Source organism: Streptomyces sp. NPDC051684, assembly GCF_044453445.1.
In the GTDB taxonomy this organism is placed as follows: domain Bacteria; phylum Actinomycetota; class Actinomycetes; order Streptomycetales; family Streptomycetaceae; genus Streptomyces.
On the sequence record NZ_JBITCS010000017.1, the window covers coordinates 119535 to 136203 of the forward strand.

Annotated in this window: 20 protein-coding genes; 13 read left to right on the forward strand and 7 right to left on the reverse strand. The window is 71.8% G+C overall.

The features are described 5' to 3' along the window. Positions 1-123: 123 nt before the first annotated feature. The 7 genes from ACIA8D_RS21660 (at position 124) to ACIA8D_RS21690 (ending at position 7474) form a co-directional block, all read left to right on the forward strand. Positions 124-1071, forward strand: a complete 948-nt coding sequence (locus ACIA8D_RS21660) for a Gfo/Idh/MocA family protein (RefSeq protein WP_399234469.1) — start codon at positions 124-126, stop codon at positions 1069-1071. Between the two features lie 56 nt (positions 1072-1127). Then, positions 1128-2321 (forward strand): DUF4032 domain-containing protein, encoded by a 1194-nt coding sequence (locus ACIA8D_RS21665; protein ID WP_399234471.1) that lies wholly within the window; start codon positions 1128-1130, stop codon positions 2319-2321. 430 nt (positions 2322-2751) lie between these two features. Further along, the gene (locus tag ACIA8D_RS21670; RefSeq protein ID WP_399234473.1) at positions 2752-3573 is read left to right on the forward strand and encodes a helix-turn-helix transcriptional regulator; all 822 of its coding nucleotides are present in this window, start codon (positions 2752-2754) and stop codon (positions 3571-3573) included. Positions 3574-3671: 98 nt separating this feature from the next. Further along, positions 3672-4712, forward strand: coding sequence for a PhlD (locus ACIA8D_RS21675; RefSeq protein WP_399234475.1), 1041 nt, complete (start codon positions 3672-3674; stop codon positions 4710-4712). 113 nt (positions 4713-4825) lie between these two features. Continuing rightward, positions 4826-5494: a TetR family transcriptional regulator gene (locus ACIA8D_RS21680; protein ID WP_399234476.1), complete on the forward strand. Its 669-nt coding sequence runs from the start codon at positions 4826-4828 to the stop codon at positions 5492-5494. A gap of 8 nt (positions 5495-5502) precedes the next feature. After that, positions 5503-6294: an SDR family NAD(P)-dependent oxidoreductase gene (locus tag ACIA8D_RS21685; RefSeq protein WP_399234478.1), complete on the forward strand. Its 792-nt coding sequence runs from the start codon at positions 5503-5505 to the stop codon at positions 6292-6294. A 112-nt stretch (positions 6295-6406) separates the two neighbouring features. Continuing rightward, positions 6407-7474, forward strand: coding sequence for an acyltransferase family protein (locus ACIA8D_RS21690; RefSeq protein WP_399234480.1), 1068 nt, complete (start codon positions 6407-6409; stop codon positions 7472-7474). Here ACIA8D_RS21690 and ACIA8D_RS21695 read toward each other — a convergent pair. Next, positions 7455-8150, reverse strand: coding sequence for a DUF2470 domain-containing protein (locus ACIA8D_RS21695; protein ID WP_399234481.1), 696 nt, complete (start codon positions 8148-8150; stop codon positions 7455-7457). The genes ACIA8D_RS21690 and ACIA8D_RS21695 overlap by 20 nt on opposite strands. A gap of 142 nt (positions 8151-8292) precedes the next feature. Between ACIA8D_RS21695 and ACIA8D_RS21700 the strand changes: the two genes are divergently transcribed. The 3 genes from ACIA8D_RS21700 (at position 8293) to ACIA8D_RS21710 (ending at position 10788) form a co-directional block, all read left to right on the forward strand. Next, positions 8293-9855, forward strand: a complete 1563-nt coding sequence (locus ACIA8D_RS21700) for an FMN-binding glutamate synthase family protein (RefSeq protein ID WP_399234603.1) — start codon at positions 8293-8295, stop codon at positions 9853-9855. Between the two features lie 108 nt (positions 9856-9963). After that, the gene (locus ACIA8D_RS21705; protein ID WP_399234483.1) at positions 9964-10260 is read left to right on the forward strand and encodes a plasmid mobilization protein; all 297 of its coding nucleotides are present in this window, start codon (positions 9964-9966) and stop codon (positions 10258-10260) included. Positions 10261-10386: 126 nt separating this feature from the next. Then, positions 10387-10788 carry an ATP-binding protein gene (locus tag ACIA8D_RS21710; RefSeq protein ID WP_399234485.1) on the forward strand — a complete coding sequence of 134 codons (402 nt, stop codon included), beginning with the start codon at positions 10387-10389 and terminating at the stop codon, positions 10786-10788. A gap of 53 nt (positions 10789-10841) precedes the next feature. On the opposite strand, the gene ACIA8D_RS21715 is transcribed toward ACIA8D_RS21710, so the two are convergent. Both ACIA8D_RS21715 and ACIA8D_RS21720 read right to left on the reverse strand, forming a co-directional pair. Continuing rightward, entirely contained in the window at positions 10842-11480 is a 639-nt protein-coding gene (locus ACIA8D_RS21715) for an MBL fold metallo-hydrolase (protein WP_399234487.1), read from the reverse strand. Beyond that, on the reverse strand, positions 11480-12565 hold the full coding sequence (locus ACIA8D_RS21720; protein ID WP_399234488.1) for an S-(hydroxymethyl)mycothiol dehydrogenase: 1086 nt from the start codon (positions 12563-12565) through the stop codon (positions 11480-11482). Before ACIA8D_RS21720 ends, ACIA8D_RS21715 begins: the two co-directional genes overlap by 1 nt. A 126-nt stretch (positions 12566-12691) precedes the next feature. Between ACIA8D_RS21720 and ACIA8D_RS21725 the strand changes: the two genes are divergently transcribed. Continuing rightward, on the forward strand, positions 12692-13480 hold the full coding sequence (locus ACIA8D_RS21725) for an ABC transporter permease (protein WP_399234605.1): 789 nt from the start codon (positions 12692-12694) through the stop codon (positions 13478-13480). Between the two features lie 3 nt (positions 13481-13483). Here the strand turns inward: ACIA8D_RS21725 and ACIA8D_RS21730 are convergent, their stop codons facing one another. Continuing rightward, positions 13484-13921 (reverse strand): MarR family winged helix-turn-helix transcriptional regulator, encoded by a 438-nt coding sequence (locus ACIA8D_RS21730; protein ID WP_399234489.1) that lies wholly within the window; start codon positions 13919-13921, stop codon positions 13484-13486. Positions 13922-14017: 96 nt separating this feature from the next. On the opposite strand from ACIA8D_RS21730, the gene ACIA8D_RS21735 reads away from it, so the two are divergent. Continuing rightward, on the forward strand, positions 14018-14794 hold the full coding sequence (locus tag ACIA8D_RS21735) for an alpha/beta fold hydrolase (RefSeq protein WP_399234491.1): 777 nt from the start codon (positions 14018-14020) through the stop codon (positions 14792-14794). Here ACIA8D_RS21735 and ACIA8D_RS21740 read toward each other — a convergent pair. The 3 genes from ACIA8D_RS21740 to ACIA8D_RS21750 form a co-directional block, all read right to left on the reverse strand. Further along, complete coding sequence (locus ACIA8D_RS21740; RefSeq protein ID WP_399234493.1) at positions 14728-15381, reverse strand: DedA family protein; 654 nt, start codon at positions 15379-15381, stop codon at positions 14728-14730. The genes ACIA8D_RS21735 and ACIA8D_RS21740 overlap by 67 nt on opposite strands. Before the next feature lie 195 nt (positions 15382-15576). Continuing rightward, positions 15577-15735, reverse strand: a complete 159-nt coding sequence (locus tag ACIA8D_RS21745; protein ID WP_399234494.1) for a hypothetical protein — start codon at positions 15733-15735, stop codon at positions 15577-15579. 118 nt (positions 15736-15853) lie between these two features. Further along, the gene (locus ACIA8D_RS21750) at positions 15854-16048 is read right to left on the reverse strand and encodes a hypothetical protein (protein WP_399234496.1); all 195 of its coding nucleotides are present in this window, start codon (positions 16046-16048) and stop codon (positions 15854-15856) included. Positions 16049-16232: 184 nt separating this feature from the next. On the opposite strand from ACIA8D_RS21750, the gene ACIA8D_RS21755 reads away from it, so the two are divergent. Beyond that, complete coding sequence (locus ACIA8D_RS21755) at positions 16233-16508, forward strand: chitin binding peritrophin-A domain-containing protein (protein WP_399234498.1); 276 nt, start codon at positions 16233-16235, stop codon at positions 16506-16508. The last annotated feature ends 161 nt before the right edge of the window (positions 16509-16669 follow it).

The window sequence follows — 16669 nt, forward strand, 5'->3', positions numbered from 1 at the left end:
GTTCGGGGTGAACAGGGGTTCACCAGTTCGGTGAATCAGTATTCACCGAACCGCACGTCCTGTCTGCACCGCTCGGCCCGGCCCTCTGTGCATCGGACATCCGACCGACGGATACTGCCGCTCATGACCTCTTCCACCCCGCCCACCGCGTCCGCTCCGGTCCGCTTCGGTCTCGTCGGCACCGGCTCCTGGGCCCAGCGGACGTACGCCCCCACGCTGGATGCCCACAAGTCCGTGGACCTCGTCGGGGTCTGGGGGCGCAGGCCTCAGGCGGCGGCCGAACTCGCGGCAGGACACGGCACGACGGCGTACGACGACGTGGACGCCCTGTTCGCGGCGAGCGACGTCGTGGCGTTCGCGGTGCCGCCGGACGTCCAGGCACCGCTCGCCGCGCGGGCCGCCGCGGCAGGCTGCCACCTGCTCCTCGACAAGCCGCTGGCGACCCGTCCGGACGCGGCCCGCGCCGTCGTCGACGCGGCCGACGCGGCGGGTGTCGCGTCGACCGTCTTCTGCACGTTGCGGCACGCACCGCTCACCGCGGCCTGGATCGCCGAACAGGCCGGGACGGACGGCTGGTTCACGGGCCGCGCCGACTGGTTCGGCGCGCTCTACACGCCCGGCGACGACGCGGAGGTGCGCGCCACGACGCCCTGGCGGGCCGAGAAGGGCGCCCTGTGGGACGTGGGTCCGCACGCCTTGTCCGTGCTGCTGCCGATCCTTGGCGAGGTAGGGACGGTGGCGGCGCACGGCGGCCCGGGCGACACCGTGCATCTCGTGCTCCGGCACGCGGGCGGTGCCTCCAGCACCGCGACGCTCAGCCTGACCACACCCCGGCCGGGGGGCGGCACAGTGGTCGAACTGCGCGGCACTCAGGGGGTGTCGACGATGCCGACGGGCACCCGCGTCTCCCAGGAGGCGCTCGCCGCCGCCGTCGACTCGCTGCTGGAGGCGGCGCACGGCGGGCCCGCGCACCCGTGCGACGCCCGCTTCGGCCTGCGGCTCACCGAGACCCTCGCGGCGGCCGAGCGCTCCCTGGCGTCGGGCCGGGCCGAACCGGTCCCCGAACACTAGGGCTTGTCGTTTGGATCAGGCCGGGGTGGCCGCGGACCCCCTTTACCCTGGTCGTCATGCCGCTCGAGATCAGCGCCACCAACCCCGAGCACCCGGTGCTCCTGCTCGCCCTGCCCTGGCACATCCCGCTGGAGGAGTGGCCCGAGGAGTACCTGGTGCCGCTTCCGCGCGGCATCTCGCGGCACGTGGTGCGCTACGCGCGCGCCGGGGACGAGGTCGTCGCCGTGAAGGAGCTGGCCCAGCGCCCGGCTTTGCGCGAGTACGAACTGCTGCGCACGCTGGACCGGTTGGGGATCCCGGCGGTGGACCCGCTCGCGGTGGTCACCGGCCGGGAGGATCCTTCCGGCGCCCCTCTGGAACCCGTGCTCATCACCCGGCACCTGGGCGGTTCGCAGCCGTACCGCTCGATGTTCGAGACGACGCTGCGGCCGACGACCGTGCACCGGCTGATGGACGCGCTGGCCGTGCTCCTCGTGCGGCTGCATCTCGCCGGTTTCGCCTGGGGCGACTGCTCGCTGTCCAACACACTCTTCCGCCGGGACGCGGGCGCGTACGCCGCCTACCTGGTGGACGCCGAGACCGGCGAGCTGCACCCGCGGTTGAGCGACGGGCAGCGCGAGTACGACATCGATCTGGCGCGGGTGAACATCGCGGGCGAGATGCTCGACCTGGAGGCGTCGGGCGCGCTGCATCCGTCGATCGACCCGATCGAGTTCGGCACGGAGATCGTGCAGCGGTACACGAACCTGTGGACCGAGCTGACCCGTACGTCGGTGTATCCGGCCGGCAAGCACCACTACATGGACCGCCGCATCCGCCGACTCAACGATCTGGGTTTCGACGTGGCCGAGATGCAGATCTCCCGCTCGCCGCACGGCGACACGGTCACGTTCGTGCCGAAGGTCGTCGACGCCGGCCACCATCAGCGCCAACTGCTCCGCCTGACCGGCATGGACGCCGAGGAGAACCAGGCGCGGCGCCTGCTCGCCGACCTGGAGAGCTGGATGGCGACGCAGGAGGACGCACCCGACGCCCGCCCCGAGGTCCTCGCCCACCGCTGGGTCCGTGACGTGTTCCGGCCCACGGTCCGCGCCGTCCGCGACCGGGTGTCCACGCCGATGGACCCGGCCGAGCTGTATCACCAACTCCTGGAGCACCGCTGGTACCTGTCCGAGCGCGCCCAGCACGACATCGGCCTCGACGCCGCGGCCGACGACTACGTACGGAATGTGCACAAGACAGGGCAGTGAGTCGCCCCGGGACCGGGCGCGGCCGGTGCCGTGGCCGCTACGTGATGGCGAGTGACGGCACCGACCGCAGCCAGTGACCTCCACCGGCCGCCCGGACGAGCGTGGGCGTTTGCGTCTCACAACGCATTTTCCGGCCACATCGAACGCAATTGGTGGCCCGGCCCCACTCGCACCTGCGTGAACGGCCGCAGAGGCTTGTGGGTTACCCGCAGCGGGAAATTTCAGCCATTTTCGAGTGACCCGGCACGGGTGCCGCAACGCCGCGCCCACATGTGCGCGAACGAGGAAACCAGCAGGTGGGCAACCCAACTCCGCCCATCATGACGGACCGTCTGATCGTTTTCTTCGGGCAATGTTTATTACCAAAGACCTTGGGACTATTTAGACTGCTCACGCTCAACTCGGCGTGAACAACGAGGGATTACCCACCATGAACAAGACGGCGCTTCGCGCCCTGCTCCGTGAACGGCGCGCCCTCATAGCCCCCGAATCCCACGGCTTCAGCAGACCGACGGGACAAGGCCGTCGCGCCCCCGGACTGTCCCAGCACCAGGTCGACCAGCTCCTGCACCGCACGCTCGGCACGTACCACCGCCTGGAGTCCGGGACGTACCCGAACGCCCCGGCGGAGCTGCTGCGTGATGTCGCCCGGCTGTTCGGGCTGAACGAGCAGGAGTGGGTGCTGCTGTGCCGCTACGCGCTGCTGCAGGACCCGCCGGGCCCGCTGTATCCGACGTCGGGCAAGGAGATCCCCGGCGTATGGCAGGAGGCGGTCGACGGCATCGACCACATCGCGTACGTCTCGGACTCGTCCTGGGACCTGCTGGCGTGCAACCGGGCGTTCACGGAACTGTTCCCCGACCATCGGCCGCCCGCGAACACCATGCGCTGGATGCTGCTCGACCCGCACGCCCGCGACATGCTGGTGGACTGGCAGAACGCGTGGGCGCCGCTGCTGCTCCCCCAGTTGCGCGCCGCGCTCGCCGCGCGTCCCGACGACGACACGCTCGCCCAGATCGAAAAGGAGGTTCTGGCCGACCCCGAGGCCGCCCCGATCTACCGGTCGGGCGGTTCGGCCATGCACCCCGACGGCGACGAACGGCCGCTGCTGCACGCGCGCCTGGGGCCCGGCTGGGCGACGATGTGCGCGGCACAGCCGCTCACCACACCCGGCGCGCGCCTGATGATCCTGGTCTTCCACCCCGGCGTGCACCGCGCGCACCCCAGGAAGCCCGCCCTGCGCGCAGGCTGATTTCCGCCCCTCTTGTCACACCTCCCGTGGCAGAAGTGTCGTGGCGACGTAGGTTGAGCGGGCCCCCCACAGCCACTTCAGTCCCGTGGGAGACACCCATGCCCGCCTACGTCTCGATGCCGCACACCGTCCTCGGCGCCCACAAGGTGACCACCGACGAGATCGCGGACGACATACGTGCACGCCACCCGGGACACCCCCGGATCGCCGCCGCGGTACGCGCGGTTCAGGGGTGCGGCGTGCACACCCGGTACTTCGCCCGGCCGCTGGACTCCCCCACCGTGGCGGGCGCGGCGGGCATCGCCGAGCGGGCCCGTACCGCGTTCGCGGACGCGGTCGAACTCGCGGAGCGGGCGGCCGCATCGGCCGTCGCGGCGGCCGGCCTGAGAGCGAGCGACCTGGACGGCATCGTCACCACGCACTCCACCGGCTGGGCCGCGCCCAATCTGGACGTACACCTCATGACCCGGCTCGGTCTGCGCCCCACCGCCCGCTCCCTGGCCCACACGACGCTGGCCTGCACGGGCGGCACCAAGGCGCTGATCCGGGCGGCGGACATGGTGGCGGCCCGCCCCGGCGGCAAGGTGCTCGTGGTCGCCGCCGAGGTGATCTCCGCCGTCTACCACCACAGCGACACCGGCATCGACGCGATGATCTACAAGGCGCTGTTCGGCGACTCGGCCGGAGCGGCCGTGGTCAGCGACGAACCGCTCGGCCCCGGCTTCGCGTGGGAGGACGACTTCGAGCACGTACTGCCGGGCACCGCGGGACAGCTGGGCGGCCGGATCACCGCCGACGGGCTGCACTTCGACGCCACGAAGCGGGGCCGCGCGGCCTTCACCGAGACCCTGCCGAGCGTCACCGGCTGGCTCGGCCCGCGCCGCACCGACTTCGCCGTGATCCACCCGGGCAGCCCGCGGATCATCGCGGACACGGCCACGGCCCTGGGCCTGACCGCACACGACGCCCGTCACTCCACGGCCACCCTCACCGACGAGGGGAACATGGGCGGCGTGAGCGTGCTCCGCGTCCTGGAGCGCACCCACCAGGACCCGCCGCCCGCGGGCAGCAGCGGCACGCTGGTCGCGTACGGCCCCGGCTTCGCGACCGCCGCGCTGCACGGGCACTGGCACGCCTGAGGGCCCGGCCCGCACCATCCGTCCCGCCCGCGCCGTCCTGCCCGCGCCGTCCCACAAAAATGTCCCGCCGGGACATGTGTCCCATTGGGACATTCGGGTGTACCGTCGAAGACATGAAGGCGAACGAGGCCACCAGCACGCGGCCCGCCGGCGACCGCCGGCAGGCCAGGGCCCGCCGGACGCGCGAGGCGCTCACGGAGGCCGCCGTCGAGCTGGTGCTCGAACGCGGACTCGGGGACGTCACCGTGGAGGCCATCGCCGACCGCGCGGACGTCACCCGCCGCACCTTCAGCCGGCACTTCGCGGGCAAGGAGGACGCGGCCCTGGACTTCACGCGGGCCGACGGCGCGGGGATCAACGCGGCGCTGCGCGCCCGCCCCGCCGACGAGCCGCCGCTGCTCGCCTACCGACGCGCGGTCGCGGACTACCTCGCCGACCGCGAGTCCCCGGGCTGGCACCACCGCCCGCGGCTGCGCGAGCTGTACGCGGTCGTGGATGCGGAGCCGGCCCTGTTCGCCGCGTACGAACGGATCCGGGTCGACGCCCAGGACGAGTCCGTACGCATCATCGCCGACCGGCTCGGCACCGACCCGGCCCGGGACCCCCGTCCCGAGGTCGTCGTCGGAGCCGCCGCCGGAGTGCTGACCGCCGCGCTGCGCACCTGGGCGCGCGGCGCGGGCACGGACGCCGAAGACCTCGCCGAACTGGTGGCGCGGGCCTACGACGCCCTCATCGAGGAGGCCGCCCGCACGACGGCCCCCGAAGTCGCTACCAGAAAGTGAATCGCACCATGAGCACCACCCCCACCACCGGCAACGTGACCGACTACGCCGCCGAGTTCGCCGGGAAGACTGCCCTCGTCACCGGCTCCGCCTCCGGCATCGGCCTGGCCACGGCACGCCGGCTCGGCCGCGGCGGCGCCGACGTCGTCATCGCGGACTACAACGAGAAGGGCGCGCAGGAGGCTGCCGAGGCGCTCAAGGCGGAGGGTCTGAAGGCCGCCGCGGTCGCCGTCGACGTGACCGACCCGGCCTCGGTCGAGGCGTCCGTCCGGTTCGCCGTCGACACCTTCGGCGGCCTCGACCTGGCCGTGAACAACGCGGGCATCGGCGGCGCGAGCGCCCCCACGGGCGAGTACGACATCGACGTCTACAACCGCGTCGTGCGCACGAACCTGGACGGCGTCTTCTTCAGCATGCGCTACGAGATCCCCGCCATCCTGGCCGCGGGCAACGGCGGCGCCATCGTGAACGTCGCCTCGATCCTCGGTTCGGTCGGCTTCGCCGGCTCGCCCGCGTACGTCGCCGCCAAGCACGGTGTGGTCGGCCTGACGAAGTCGGCGGCGGCCGAGTACGCCGCGCAGGGCATCCGCGTCAACGCGGTCGGCCCGGGCTTCATCGAGACCCCGCTCCTCAAGGAGATGGACAAGGCCGCCCACGACTCCCTCGTGGGGCTGCACCCGGCGGGCCGCCTGGGCACCTCCGAGGAGGTCGCCGAGCTGATCGTCTTCCTGCTCTCGGACCGTGCCTCGTTCATCGCGGGCAGCTACCACCTCGTGGACGGCGCGTACACGGCGGTCTGACCCGCCGCGCCGCATACGCCACTTGTGTCGCACCTCCACTCATGGAACGGTCTGCGAGGGGTACCGGCAGGGCACCCGGACCGTTTCGAGGTGGAGAGGCGCAGCGAACGCCATGGCACCGAAGGCACGCGAGTCGTACTTCGACAACGTCAAGTTCCTGACGATCGTCCTCGTGGCCTGCGGGCACGCGTGGGAGCCGCTGACCTACGGCTCCCGCGCGGTGACGGCCGTGTATCTCACCGTCTACGCCTTCCACATGCCGGCGTTCGCGCTGGTGTCGGGGTATTTCTCGCGCAGCTTCGACATGGCTCCGCACCGGCTGCGGCGCCTGGTGACCGGCGTCGTCGTGCCCTACCTCGTCTTCGAGGTGGCGTACACGCTGTTCTACCGGTGGGCGCAGGACGATCCGGGGTATCCGATCAGCCTGCTGGACCCCTGGTATCTGATGTGGTTCCTGGTGGCCCTGTTCGTCTGGCGGCTCTCGACGCCGCTGTGGCTGCAGTTGCGCCACCCCGTGCTCGTGTCGCTGGCCGTGGGCACGGCGGTGTCGATGTGGCCGGGCGCGGGCGGCGACCTGGCGCTCCAACGGGTGCTGCAGTTCCTGCCGTTCTTCGTGGTGGGCCTGGTGCTGCGGCCCGAGCACTTCGCGCGGCTGCGGACGTGGCGCGTGCGCTGGGTGGCGCTGGGCGTCACGGGCGCGGCACTGCTCGCCGCGTACCGGGTGGCGCCGTGGTTCGACGCCGGCTGGTTCTACCACCGGGGCGCCGTCCAGGGGCGGGGCGTGCCCGGGTGGGCGGGCCTGTTCGCGACGCCCGCCCTGTTCACTCTCGCGCTCCTGCTGTCCGCGTGCTTCCTGGCCTGGGTGCCGGGCCGCAAGCTGTGGTTCACGGCCCTGGGCACCGGGACGATCTACGCGTATCTGCTGCACGGGTTCGTCATCAAGTCCTCCCGGTTCTGGGACTGGTACGACCGCCCGTGGCTGCACAGCCCGCTCGGCGAGCTGGCCGTGACGGCGGCGGCGGTCGCACTCATCACCGCGCTGTGCACGCAGCCGGTGCGGCGGGTGTTCCGCTACGTCGTCGAGCCCCGGATGGACTGGGCGTTCCGGCGGCCGACGGAGCAACGGTCCCTGCCCGAACAGGCGACGCCCCGGGAACGGGTCACCTCCGGCGGCGGCTGACCGTCTGTGCCGAGGCGAGCAGCTGGTGCATGCGCTCGGTGAGCGACCCCAGGTCGTCGGCGGGCCGGTGGAAGGCGAGGCGCACGTCGGCCTGGCCGCGCATCCGCTCCAGACGCAGCGTCAGGCCGTGCCGGTCCACGGCGAGCGGCTGGACGCGGACGACGCCGTGCAGGCTGTCGGGGGCGATGAGCCGGGTGAGCTGCTCGACGGCCTCGGGGTGGGAGTCGGCGAGATGGGTGAGCAGGCGGGGCTCGGCGAGCGCGAGCGGATCGGGCGCGGTGGCGGCGAGTTCGTCCAGGTCGACGCACGTGCGCCCCGACCGGATCTGCAGGACCGCCCGTTCGGGCCGCAGCACCAGCTCCTCGCCGTCCGGGACCAGCTCCCCCGACAGCCACACCCGGGCGCGCACCCGGTCACGTACGGGAACGGGCGCCGCGTCGGCGAACTCCAGGAGCGTGGTGGGCCGTCCGTGCGGTGAGCAGAGCACGGCGGCGGCCAGCACGCTGTCCGGCGGCGGCGCGATGCGGACCGTGCCGTCGTCGGCGACGCGATGCGCCCCGACGAGGTCGTCCTGCCCCACATCGGTGGTGACGCCGCAGGTCCATGCGGCGGCGAGCACGGAGCGTGCGTGGGCCGCCGTGCTGGGCACGGCGGCAGCGATCTGTCGGACACCCATCCCGAACCTCCATTAGGTAAGCCTTGCCTAAGTTATCGGAGGTGATCGCCGACGGTCCACCCCACCCTCACCTCGTCTTCCTGTGTCGCCCACTGCCGCGAGCCGCCCGGTGCGATTGACTCGACGGGTGCGCAGATTCGTCGTGTTCCTCGCCGCCGTCGCCGGAGCGCTCGCAGCCCTGGCCCTGTCCCTGCTGCTCTCCGCGTGGTGGTGGTTCGCCGCCGCCCCGCTGCTCGCGCTCGCGGCACTGGGCGTGTGGGATCTGACCCAGTCGCGCCACTCCGTGCTGCGCAACTATCCGGTCCTCGGGCATCTGCGCTTCCTGATGGAGTCGCTGCGCCCCGAGCTGCAGCAGTACTTCGTCGAGCGCAACTACGACGGCCGGCCCTACGACCGCGACGTGCGCAGCATCGTCTACGAGCGGGCGAAGCAGGACGAGGCCGAGGAGCCGTTCGGCACCGAGCGCGACGTGTACGCCTCGGGACACGAGTTCCTGGTGCCGTCCCTGCGCCCCGTCGACCCGCCCGAGCGGCCGACCACCGTCCGCATCGGTGGCCCCGGCTGCATCAAGCCCTACGACATGGCGCTGCTCAACGTGTCGGCGATGAGTTACGGCGCCCTGTCCAGCCACGCGATCCGCGCGCTCAACAAGGGCGCGGCGCTCGGGGGTTTCGCCCACGACACGGGAGAGGGCGGCCTCTCCGACCACCATCTGGCGCACGGCGGCGACCTGGTGTGGGAGATCGGCACCGGCTACTTCGGCTGCCGCACGAGCGAAGGCCGCTTCGACCGCGCCGAGTTCGCCGACAAGGCGGCGCACGAAAACATCAAGTGCGTCTCCCTGAAACTGTCGCAGGGCGCGAAGCCGGGCATCGGCGGCGTCCTGCCGGGCGGCAAGGTCAACGCGGAGATCGCGCGCGTACGGGACGTACCCGAGGGGCAGACGGTGGTGTCGCCGCCGTACCACCGGGAGTTCGAGACGCCCCGCCAAATGGTGCTGTTCCTGGCCGAGATGAGGGAGCTGGCGGGCGGCAAGCCGGTCGGGTTCAAGCTGTGCGTGGGCTCGCGCACACAGTTCCTCGCCGTGTGCAAGGCGATGGTTGCCGAAGGCGTGACACCGGACTTCGTGATCGTCGACGGCTCGGAGGGCGGTACCGGCGCGGCGCCGCTGGAGTTCGCCGACCACCTCGGCACCCCGCTCACCGAAGGACTGATCACGGTCCACAACGCGCTCGTCGGCACGGGACTGCGCGACACCGTCCGCATCGGGGCCAGCGGCAAGGTCGCCACCGGCGCCGACATCGTCAAACGCCTCCTCCAGGGCGCCGACTTCACGAACGCGGCGCGCGCCATGATGTTCGCGGTCGGCTGCATCCAGGCCCAGCGGTGCCACACCAACACCTGCCCGGTGGGGGTCACGACGCAGGATCCTCGCCGCGTGCGCGCCCTCGACGTCGCCGACAAGGCGGAACGCGTACGCCACTACCAGCAGGCGACCGTGCGCAGCGCGGGGCAGATCATGGCGGCGATGGGCGTGCACGATCCGCGCGAGCTGCGCCCGGCCCAGCTCATGCGGCGCACCACGGCGGACATGCCGGTCTCCTACGCGCACCTCCACGACTGGCTGGAGCCCGGCCAGTTGACCGAGCAGCCGCCCGCGACCTGGGCCGCCGACTGGGCGGCCGCGGACCCCGACCGCTTCTGAGTGCCGTCCACCCCCGCGGGCGCCATCGAACAACACCAACTCCACGCGAACGAGGGGTGAATATGCCAACCGCCCCCACGGCACGACGCGGGGCGGCATCATGCCGACATGGACGGTAGTACTGCGCTCCTACGGGAGCTCTTCACGCCGGATGAGTACGCCGCGGTACGCAGTCATGCGGACCATCTGGGCCTGACACTGGTCGAGTACGTACGCTCCTCAGCCACCGAACGGGCCCTGGAGCGGCTCCATATGACGCGGGCCCCGGACGCCCGTGCACCGCATCTGGGCAAGTTGCCGATACCGCAGGTGGAGCGCTCCCACTGCGCCGACGGGGCGTCCTCGCCCGCCATCGACCGGTTCCTCGACACGCTGGCGCACCCGCACCCCACCGAAAGTGGCTGACACGGCGTGAACCGACCGGTGCGGGGCACCCGGTGCCCAGGGTCAGGAGTGAGGTCGCCGCACCGTGGGAATGGGACCGTCACCGATACACGACCCCACAGTCCATCGCGAGAGGGAGTGGTTGCCATGCGTGCGTCGAGGGGCGCCGACCGGCGTGCCGCGCGCGTGGAATTCCTGATGCCGCAGGGTTCGGGCGCGGCCCGTTGGGCCCGGCGGCTGACACGAAGGTTTCTCGCCGGTCATACGGGCGAGGGGGCGAGGGACGCCGAGCTGGTGGTGTCGGAGCTGGTCGCCAACGCCACCGAGGCCCAGAGCTGCAGCTGCCGGATGAGCCTGTGCCTGCAGTCGGGTGAGCTGACCGTGGCCGTGCACGATGACGCACCCGGACTCCCCCGCCTCGCACCGGAGTCGCGAACGGCCGAGTCGGGCCGGGGCATCGCCCTGGTCCAGGCGCTCGCCCGCCGCTGGAGCGTGCGGCCGGATCCGCGAGGCGGAAAGACGGTGCTCGCGGTGCTGACGCCCTGCTGAACCACGCCCCGGCCGGGGCGACGAAGGTTCGTCGCCCCGGCCGGGACCGGTGATCAGTGCCCGCGCGCGATCCACTCGTCGAGGTTCGGCGCCTCCGCGCCGATCGTCGTGCTGTCACCGTGTCCGGTACGTACGACGGTCTCGCCCGGCAGCGTCAGCAGCCGGCCCTTGATCGACTCCACGATGGTCGGGAAGTCGCTGAAGGTCCGCCCGGTGGCGCCGGGGCCGCCCTGGAAGAGGGTGTCCCCGGTGAACACGGTGCCGAGCGCGGGGGCGTACAGGCTGACGGCGCCGTGGCAGTGCCCCGGCGTGTGCAGCACCGTCAGCTCGACGCCCGCGACGCCGATCTGCTGGCCGTCGGCCAGCTCCCCGTCCGGCGCCCGGTCGGGGTGCGTGCGCTTCCACAGCTCGCTGTCGGCCGGGTGCAGCAGGATCGGCGCCCCCGTACGCGCGGCGAGCGCGGGCGCGGCGTCGATGTGGTCGTCGTGGGCGTGGGTGCACACGATGGCGACGAGCCGCCGGTCACCCACGGCCTCGGCGATGGCGTCAGCGTCGTGCGCGGCGTCGATGACGATCGCCTCGCGGTCGTCCCCGACGATCCACACGTTGTTGTCGACGTCCCACGTGCCCCCGTCGAGGGAGAACGTGCCGGAGGTGACGAGATGGTCCACGCGTGCGGTGTCCTCGGTCATCAGAACACCACCACCGAACGCAGCACGTCACCGTGGTGCATCCGCTCGAACGCCTTCTCCACGTCGTCCAGGGCGATCGTCTCGGTCACGAACGCGTCCAGGTCGAGACGCCCCTGCAGATACAGGTCGATCAGCATCGGGAAGTCCCGCGAGGGCAGACAGTCGCCGTACCAGGACGACTTGAGCGCGCCGCCGCGCCCGAACACGTCCAGCAGCGGCAGTTCGAGCTTCATCTCCGGAGTCGGCACTCCGACGAGAACGACCGTGCCCGCCAGGTCGCGCGCGTAGAAGGCCTGCTCGTACGTCTCCGGGCGGCCGACGGCCTCGATGACGACGTCGGCGCCGAATCCGCCGGTCAGCTGGCGCACGGCCTCGATCGGGTCGGTGGACCGGGAGTTGACGGTGTGGGTGGCGCCGAGCTCGCGCGCGGTGGCGAGCTTCTTGTCGTCGATGTCGACGGCGATGATCTTCGCGGCGCCGGCCAGGCGGGCGCCGACGACGGAGGCGTTGCCCACGCCGCCGCAGCCGATGACGGCGACGGAGTCGCCGCGGCCCACGTTCCCGGTGTTGATCGCCGCGCCGATCCCGGCCATGACGCCGCAGCCGAGGAGGCCCGCGGCGGCCGGGGAGGCGGCCGGGTCCACCTTCGTGCACTGCCCGGCGGCCACGAGGGTCTTCTCGGCGAAAGCGCCGATCCCGAGGGCGGGCGACAGCTCGGTGCCGTCGGCCAGGGTCATCTTCTGCTTCGCGTTGTGGGTGTTGAAGCAGTACTGGGCCTGCCCGCGCTGACAGGCACGACACTGCCCGCACACCGCACGCCAGTTCAGAATCACGAAGTCACCGGGGGCGACCTCGCTCACCCCGTCACCCACCGATTCGACGACACCCGCCGCCTCGTGACCGAGCAGGAACGGGAACTCGTCGTTGATCCCGCCCTCCCGGTAGTGCAGATCGGTGTGGCAGACCCCGCACGCCTGGATCTTCACGACGGCCTCGCCCGGACCCGGGTCCGGCACCGTGATCGTCGCGATCTCCACGGGGGCACCCTTGGCCCGCGCGATCACGCCCTGCACCTGCTGTGCCATGACGGTCAGCCCTCTTTCTCAATCGCGGCAACTTCACGCCTTGTTACGCGCCCATCCTCGCTCACCTGTGGAGCGGAGAACAGCACCGGTGCCCAGGTCGGGGCGCTCTAATGTGTTCCTGTGCGCGTGCGAACCCTGGCGGCGGCCGGCCTCCTTCCCGTCAACGGAACTCTCGCGGCGGTACTCGTCGTTCTCCTCGTGATCGCGGCGGCGGTGGCGGCCGTGTACCGCCTGTCCCCGGACGGGTCGCGGCGCCGCGCCCGCGACATCGCGATCGCGGGGGTCCGGGCCGCGGTGCAACTGGCCGTGGTGTCGCTCCTGATCGGCTGGGTGGTGCGCCACGGAGCGGCGCTGCTGGCCTTCCTGCTGCTCATGCTGGCGGTGGCCGCGCGCACGGCGGGCCGCCGCCTCACCCCGAACCGGACCTGGATCTGGGCCGCCCTGCCGATCGCGGCGCCGGTGACCCCGCTCGTCGCGGCACTGATCGCCTGCGGCCTGCTCCCGCTGCGCGGCATCGCCGTGATCCCGGTGACCGGCATCCTCATCGGCGGCGCGCTCACGGCGACGGTGCTGGCGGGGCGCCGTGCCCTCGACGAGCTGACCACGCGCGAGGGCGAGGTGGAGGCGTGCCTGGCCCTCGGCCTGCTCCCCCAAGAAGCCCGCCTTGAGATCGCCCGCCCCACCGCGTCCGACGCCCTCCTGCCCGGCCTCGACCAGACCCGGACGGTGGGCCTGGTGACGCTCCCGGGCGCCTTCGTCGGCATGCTCCTGGGCGGCGCGTCACCGGTGACGGCCGGGGCGGTGCAACTCTTCGTCCTGGTGGCGCTGATGGCCGTACAGGCGATCGCGGTGGCGACGACGGTGGAGCTGGTGGCGCGGGGACGGCTGCACCGCGTGCCACCGGGGGCCTCCTAGCGGTCAGTCATCCATGACGGCGAGGAGGCTGGACAAGACGCGCAGACAGGTGTCGATGTCGCCCTCGGTGAGATCCCCTTCGGCCCCGCGCAGCGTTTCGCGCTCACGGTCGAGCACGGCACCGATGACGGCATCGCCCTGCCCGGTCAGCCGGATCAGGGAGGACCGCTTGTGGGCGGGGTTGGGCACGGCCTCGACGAGTCCTTGCGCCGCAGCGTCGTTCACCAGCCGCTGGACGAACTGCCGGCTCAGTGCCTGGAACCGCCCCATCTGCGGGACCGTCATGGGGCCCCGCCCGTGCAGCATGCTGAGCACGGCCCGCACGCCCACCGACAGCCCCTCGGCGGCGACGTCCCGCTCGACTCTGACGTACGCGCGCCGGTACAGCGGCCCCACGAGGTCGAACACCTCGGAGAGCCGGTCCGCCACGTCTGCGGGCATCGGGCCACAGCCTGCCTTCTCATTCATTCGGCCATGATGACACCTGGGTTGTCATTCGGCTTGTAAGCGAACGAAGGAGGTGACAACCTGGTTGTCATGTCCGACCTCTTCTGGATCGACAAAGGCACCGGCCGCCCCCTGGTTCTGCTGCACGGCGGCTTCCTCGACCACCACATGTGGGACGACCAGGTCCCGCAGCTGGCGGCGGACCACCGCGTCATCGCGCCCGACTCCCGGGGCCACGGCCAATCCCCCAACGCCACGGGACCGTTCCGGCACACGGACGATCTCGCCGCGCTGCTGCGCCACTTGGACACCGGCCCGGCGATCCTGGTGGGCGTCTCGATGGGCGCCAGCATGGCGATCGACACCGCGCTGGAGCACCCGGAACTCGTCGGCGGCGTGGTCACCAGCGGCGCCGGCACCAGCGAGCCGTACTTCACGGACCCCTGGACGACCGGGATCTGGACCGCCTGGCAGTCGGCGATGGCCGCAGGCGACGTACCCGCCGCGGTCGAGGCGTTCACCACGTTCGCCGCGGGCCCGCACCGCACGCTCGACGACCTCGCCCCCCGGGTCGTCGACCGGCTGCGCGCGATGACGCGGAGCACGATGTCGAAACACACCGCGGAAGAACCCGACTGGAGCGTCCCGATCCAGGACACCTGGGCGCGCGTCGCCGGGCTCACGATCCCGGTCCGCGCCATCAACGGCGCCGTGGACTCCCCCGACCACATCGGCATGGCGGAGCGCCTGATCGACAGCGTCGCCGACGGGCGCGCGGTGTCGATCCCCGATGCCGCGCACTACCCCAACATGGAAGAGCCGGAGGCCTTCAACGAGGCACTCACGGACGCCTTGCGCGCCATGTGACGCTCACACACCGCCGATCCGCGCCGACACCCCCACCGGCACCTTCGCCGCACCGCGAGCCACTGCACGCCCGCGACCAGAGCCGCCACGCACCCGGAGATGGCCAGCCCCAGCAGCGCACCGGTGAACGGCCCACCGGCGGCGACCCCGCCCAGGACGCCGACACCTGTCGAGTACAAGGCCCAGATCCCTTCGGCCACCCCCGAGGCCACCAGAAACCGGCTCACCCGGAAGTCGACGAGCCCGGCCGCGACCGCGCCGACGAATCGCCCGGTGGGCAGGAACCGGATGCCGACGACGAACGGGATCCCGTGCCGCCGCACCCGCACGGAAGCCCAGTCGAGCAGCGCGGCACGCCGCCGTCTGCGCCGCAGCCGCCGCAGCACCGGCCCGCCGAAACGCCGCGTGGACCGGTACACCAGCAGGTCACCGAGGACGGCGGCGCCCGACACCACCAGCAGTACGACGGCGAGTTGGAGCCGTCCGTCGGCCGCCATGGCCCCGGCGCCGACGAGCAGCCACGAGTTCGGCACCAGCGGCGGCAGGACGCACAGGACGAGCAGGCCGTACATCAGGTAGTCGGGCATACCTACAGACAACGGGAGAAAAGTGAACAAGACGAGGGGAGTTGACGTATCTCGGGGGAAAACTCTGGGAGCCCCCTAAGGGGTTCAGCGGCGAATCTTCGCAGCCCGAACCGCCGACGCGAAACGTCGAGGTCACCACGATGCCAGCGACGGACGTCCCGCACCCTGGGGCAGCCTGCCGTATCCGGGCTGGGGCTATCCCCCGTCGACCTCGACCTCGTACTCGCGCGCGCACCCGCCGCGCCACTGGATGATCGGCGCGTTCCCGGACACCAGTTGATCGGCGTCGTCGAGCCCGGCCCGCCGCAGGAACTCGACCAGGTCGCCGTCCCCACGGGCCAGCCCGAAGTCCACCCCGCCGACCGTAACCCGTCGCCCTCTGCTCGACGCCGACGGGCGATGCACGACTATCTCCGGCGTCATACGCCCACCGCGCCATCGCACACCGTCGACCGACACATCAGACGCGGCATCACGCCCGCCCCCGCGCTCGCCGGCGCAGTTCCGCCTTCTGCAGGGGAGTGAGCTTCTCGCCCGCCAACACCCGGGACAGATGCAGCAGACGCCGCCGCAGAGCGGTACGCCCGGGCCGATCGGCAAGCTGCCGGTAGGTCGCGTCCCACTCCCGCTGTGTCTGCACCAGGTCCTCAGTGATCGTGTTCCGCATAAAACAAATTAGATCGCGTGTTCGATTTTCTCCGCAAGCCGACACGCCCTCCGCGGGCCGCGGCCCGGGCGGCAGCGCGAGTGGGCTCAGGGCGCTGGCCGGGCGACGCGACCACCGGCATTCGAGTGGCAGCGTCGACGTTCACGCACCCGCGAGAATTCGTCCTCGTTGACTCGGCATGCGTATGCCGAAATCCCTGACCCTCGCCCTCGCCGCCGTCGCTCTCGCCGGGACCGCACCCCTCGCCGCGGCTTCGGCCGTCACTCGCGCGCCTGCCGCAGCGGACCCCTTCGTCTGCCCGGTGCCCGACGGCATGTTCGCCAACCCGGCCGACCCGGCCACGTTCTACCACTGCTCCGACGCGACCCCCTACCTCCAGCACTGCCCGGCCAACCTCTACTGGAGCCAGGCCCTCCAGCGCTGCGAGTGGCCGGCGATCGCGGGCGAGAACTTCGCATAGTCAAGGCCCTGGCGCGTTCCCACGCCCGGGACGTACCAGACCGAGACACGCCATGCCGGGCGACCAGACCCCGCCGGGCCCCCGGCATGGCGACATCAGGGCTAGGGCCTGTCGTCACGCTGGACGCGGCCGGACGCACCCCTGAGGACTCGGCCCGGCTC

Coding starts and splice junctions, on each gene's coding strand:
- ACIA8D_RS21660 (WP_399234469.1), top strand. CDS start 124: ATGACCTCTTCCACCCCGCCCACCGCGTCCGCTCCGGTCCGCTTCGGT.
- ACIA8D_RS21665 (WP_399234471.1), top strand. CDS start 1,128: ATGCCGCTCGAGATCAGCGCCACCAACCCCGAGCACCCGGTGCTCCTG.
- ACIA8D_RS21670 (WP_399234473.1), top strand. CDS start 2,752: ATGAACAAGACGGCGCTTCGCGCCCTGCTCCGTGAACGGCGCGCCCTC.
- ACIA8D_RS21675 (WP_399234475.1), top strand. CDS start 3,672: ATGCCCGCCTACGTCTCGATGCCGCACACCGTCCTCGGCGCCCACAAG.
- ACIA8D_RS21680 (WP_399234476.1), top strand. CDS start 4,826: ATGAAGGCGAACGAGGCCACCAGCACGCGGCCCGCCGGCGACCGCCGG.
- ACIA8D_RS21685 (WP_399234478.1), top strand. CDS start 5,503: ATGAGCACCACCCCCACCACCGGCAACGTGACCGACTACGCCGCCGAG.
- ACIA8D_RS21690 (WP_399234480.1), top strand. CDS start 6,407: ATGGCACCGAAGGCACGCGAGTCGTACTTCGACAACGTCAAGTTCCTG.
- ACIA8D_RS21695 (WP_399234481.1), bottom strand. CDS start 8,150: ATGGGTGTCCGACAGATCGCTGCCGCCGTGCCCAGCACGGCGGCCCAC.
- ACIA8D_RS21705 (WP_399234483.1), top strand. CDS start 9,964: ATGGACGGTAGTACTGCGCTCCTACGGGAGCTCTTCACGCCGGATGAG.
- ACIA8D_RS21710 (WP_399234485.1), top strand. CDS start 10,387: ATGCGTGCGTCGAGGGGCGCCGACCGGCGTGCCGCGCGCGTGGAATTC.
- ACIA8D_RS21715 (WP_399234487.1), bottom strand. CDS start 11,480: ATGACCGAGGACACCGCACGCGTGGACCATCTCGTCACCTCCGGCACG.
- ACIA8D_RS21720 (WP_399234488.1), bottom strand. CDS start 12,565: ATGGCACAGCAGGTGCAGGGCGTGATCGCGCGGGCCAAGGGTGCCCCC.
- ACIA8D_RS21730 (WP_399234489.1), bottom strand. CDS start 13,921: ATGCCCGCAGACGTGGCGGACCGGCTCTCCGAGGTGTTCGACCTCGTG.
- ACIA8D_RS21735 (WP_399234491.1), top strand. CDS start 14,018: ATGTCCGACCTCTTCTGGATCGACAAAGGCACCGGCCGCCCCCTGGTT.
- ACIA8D_RS21740 (WP_399234493.1), bottom strand. CDS start 15,381: ATGCCCGACTACCTGATGTACGGCCTGCTCGTCCTGTGCGTCCTGCCG.
- ACIA8D_RS21750 (WP_399234496.1), bottom strand. CDS start 16,048: ATGCGGAACACGATCACTGAGGACCTGGTGCAGACACAGCGGGAGTGG.
- ACIA8D_RS21755 (WP_399234498.1), top strand. CDS start 16,233: ATGCCGAAATCCCTGACCCTCGCCCTCGCCGCCGTCGCTCTCGCCGGG.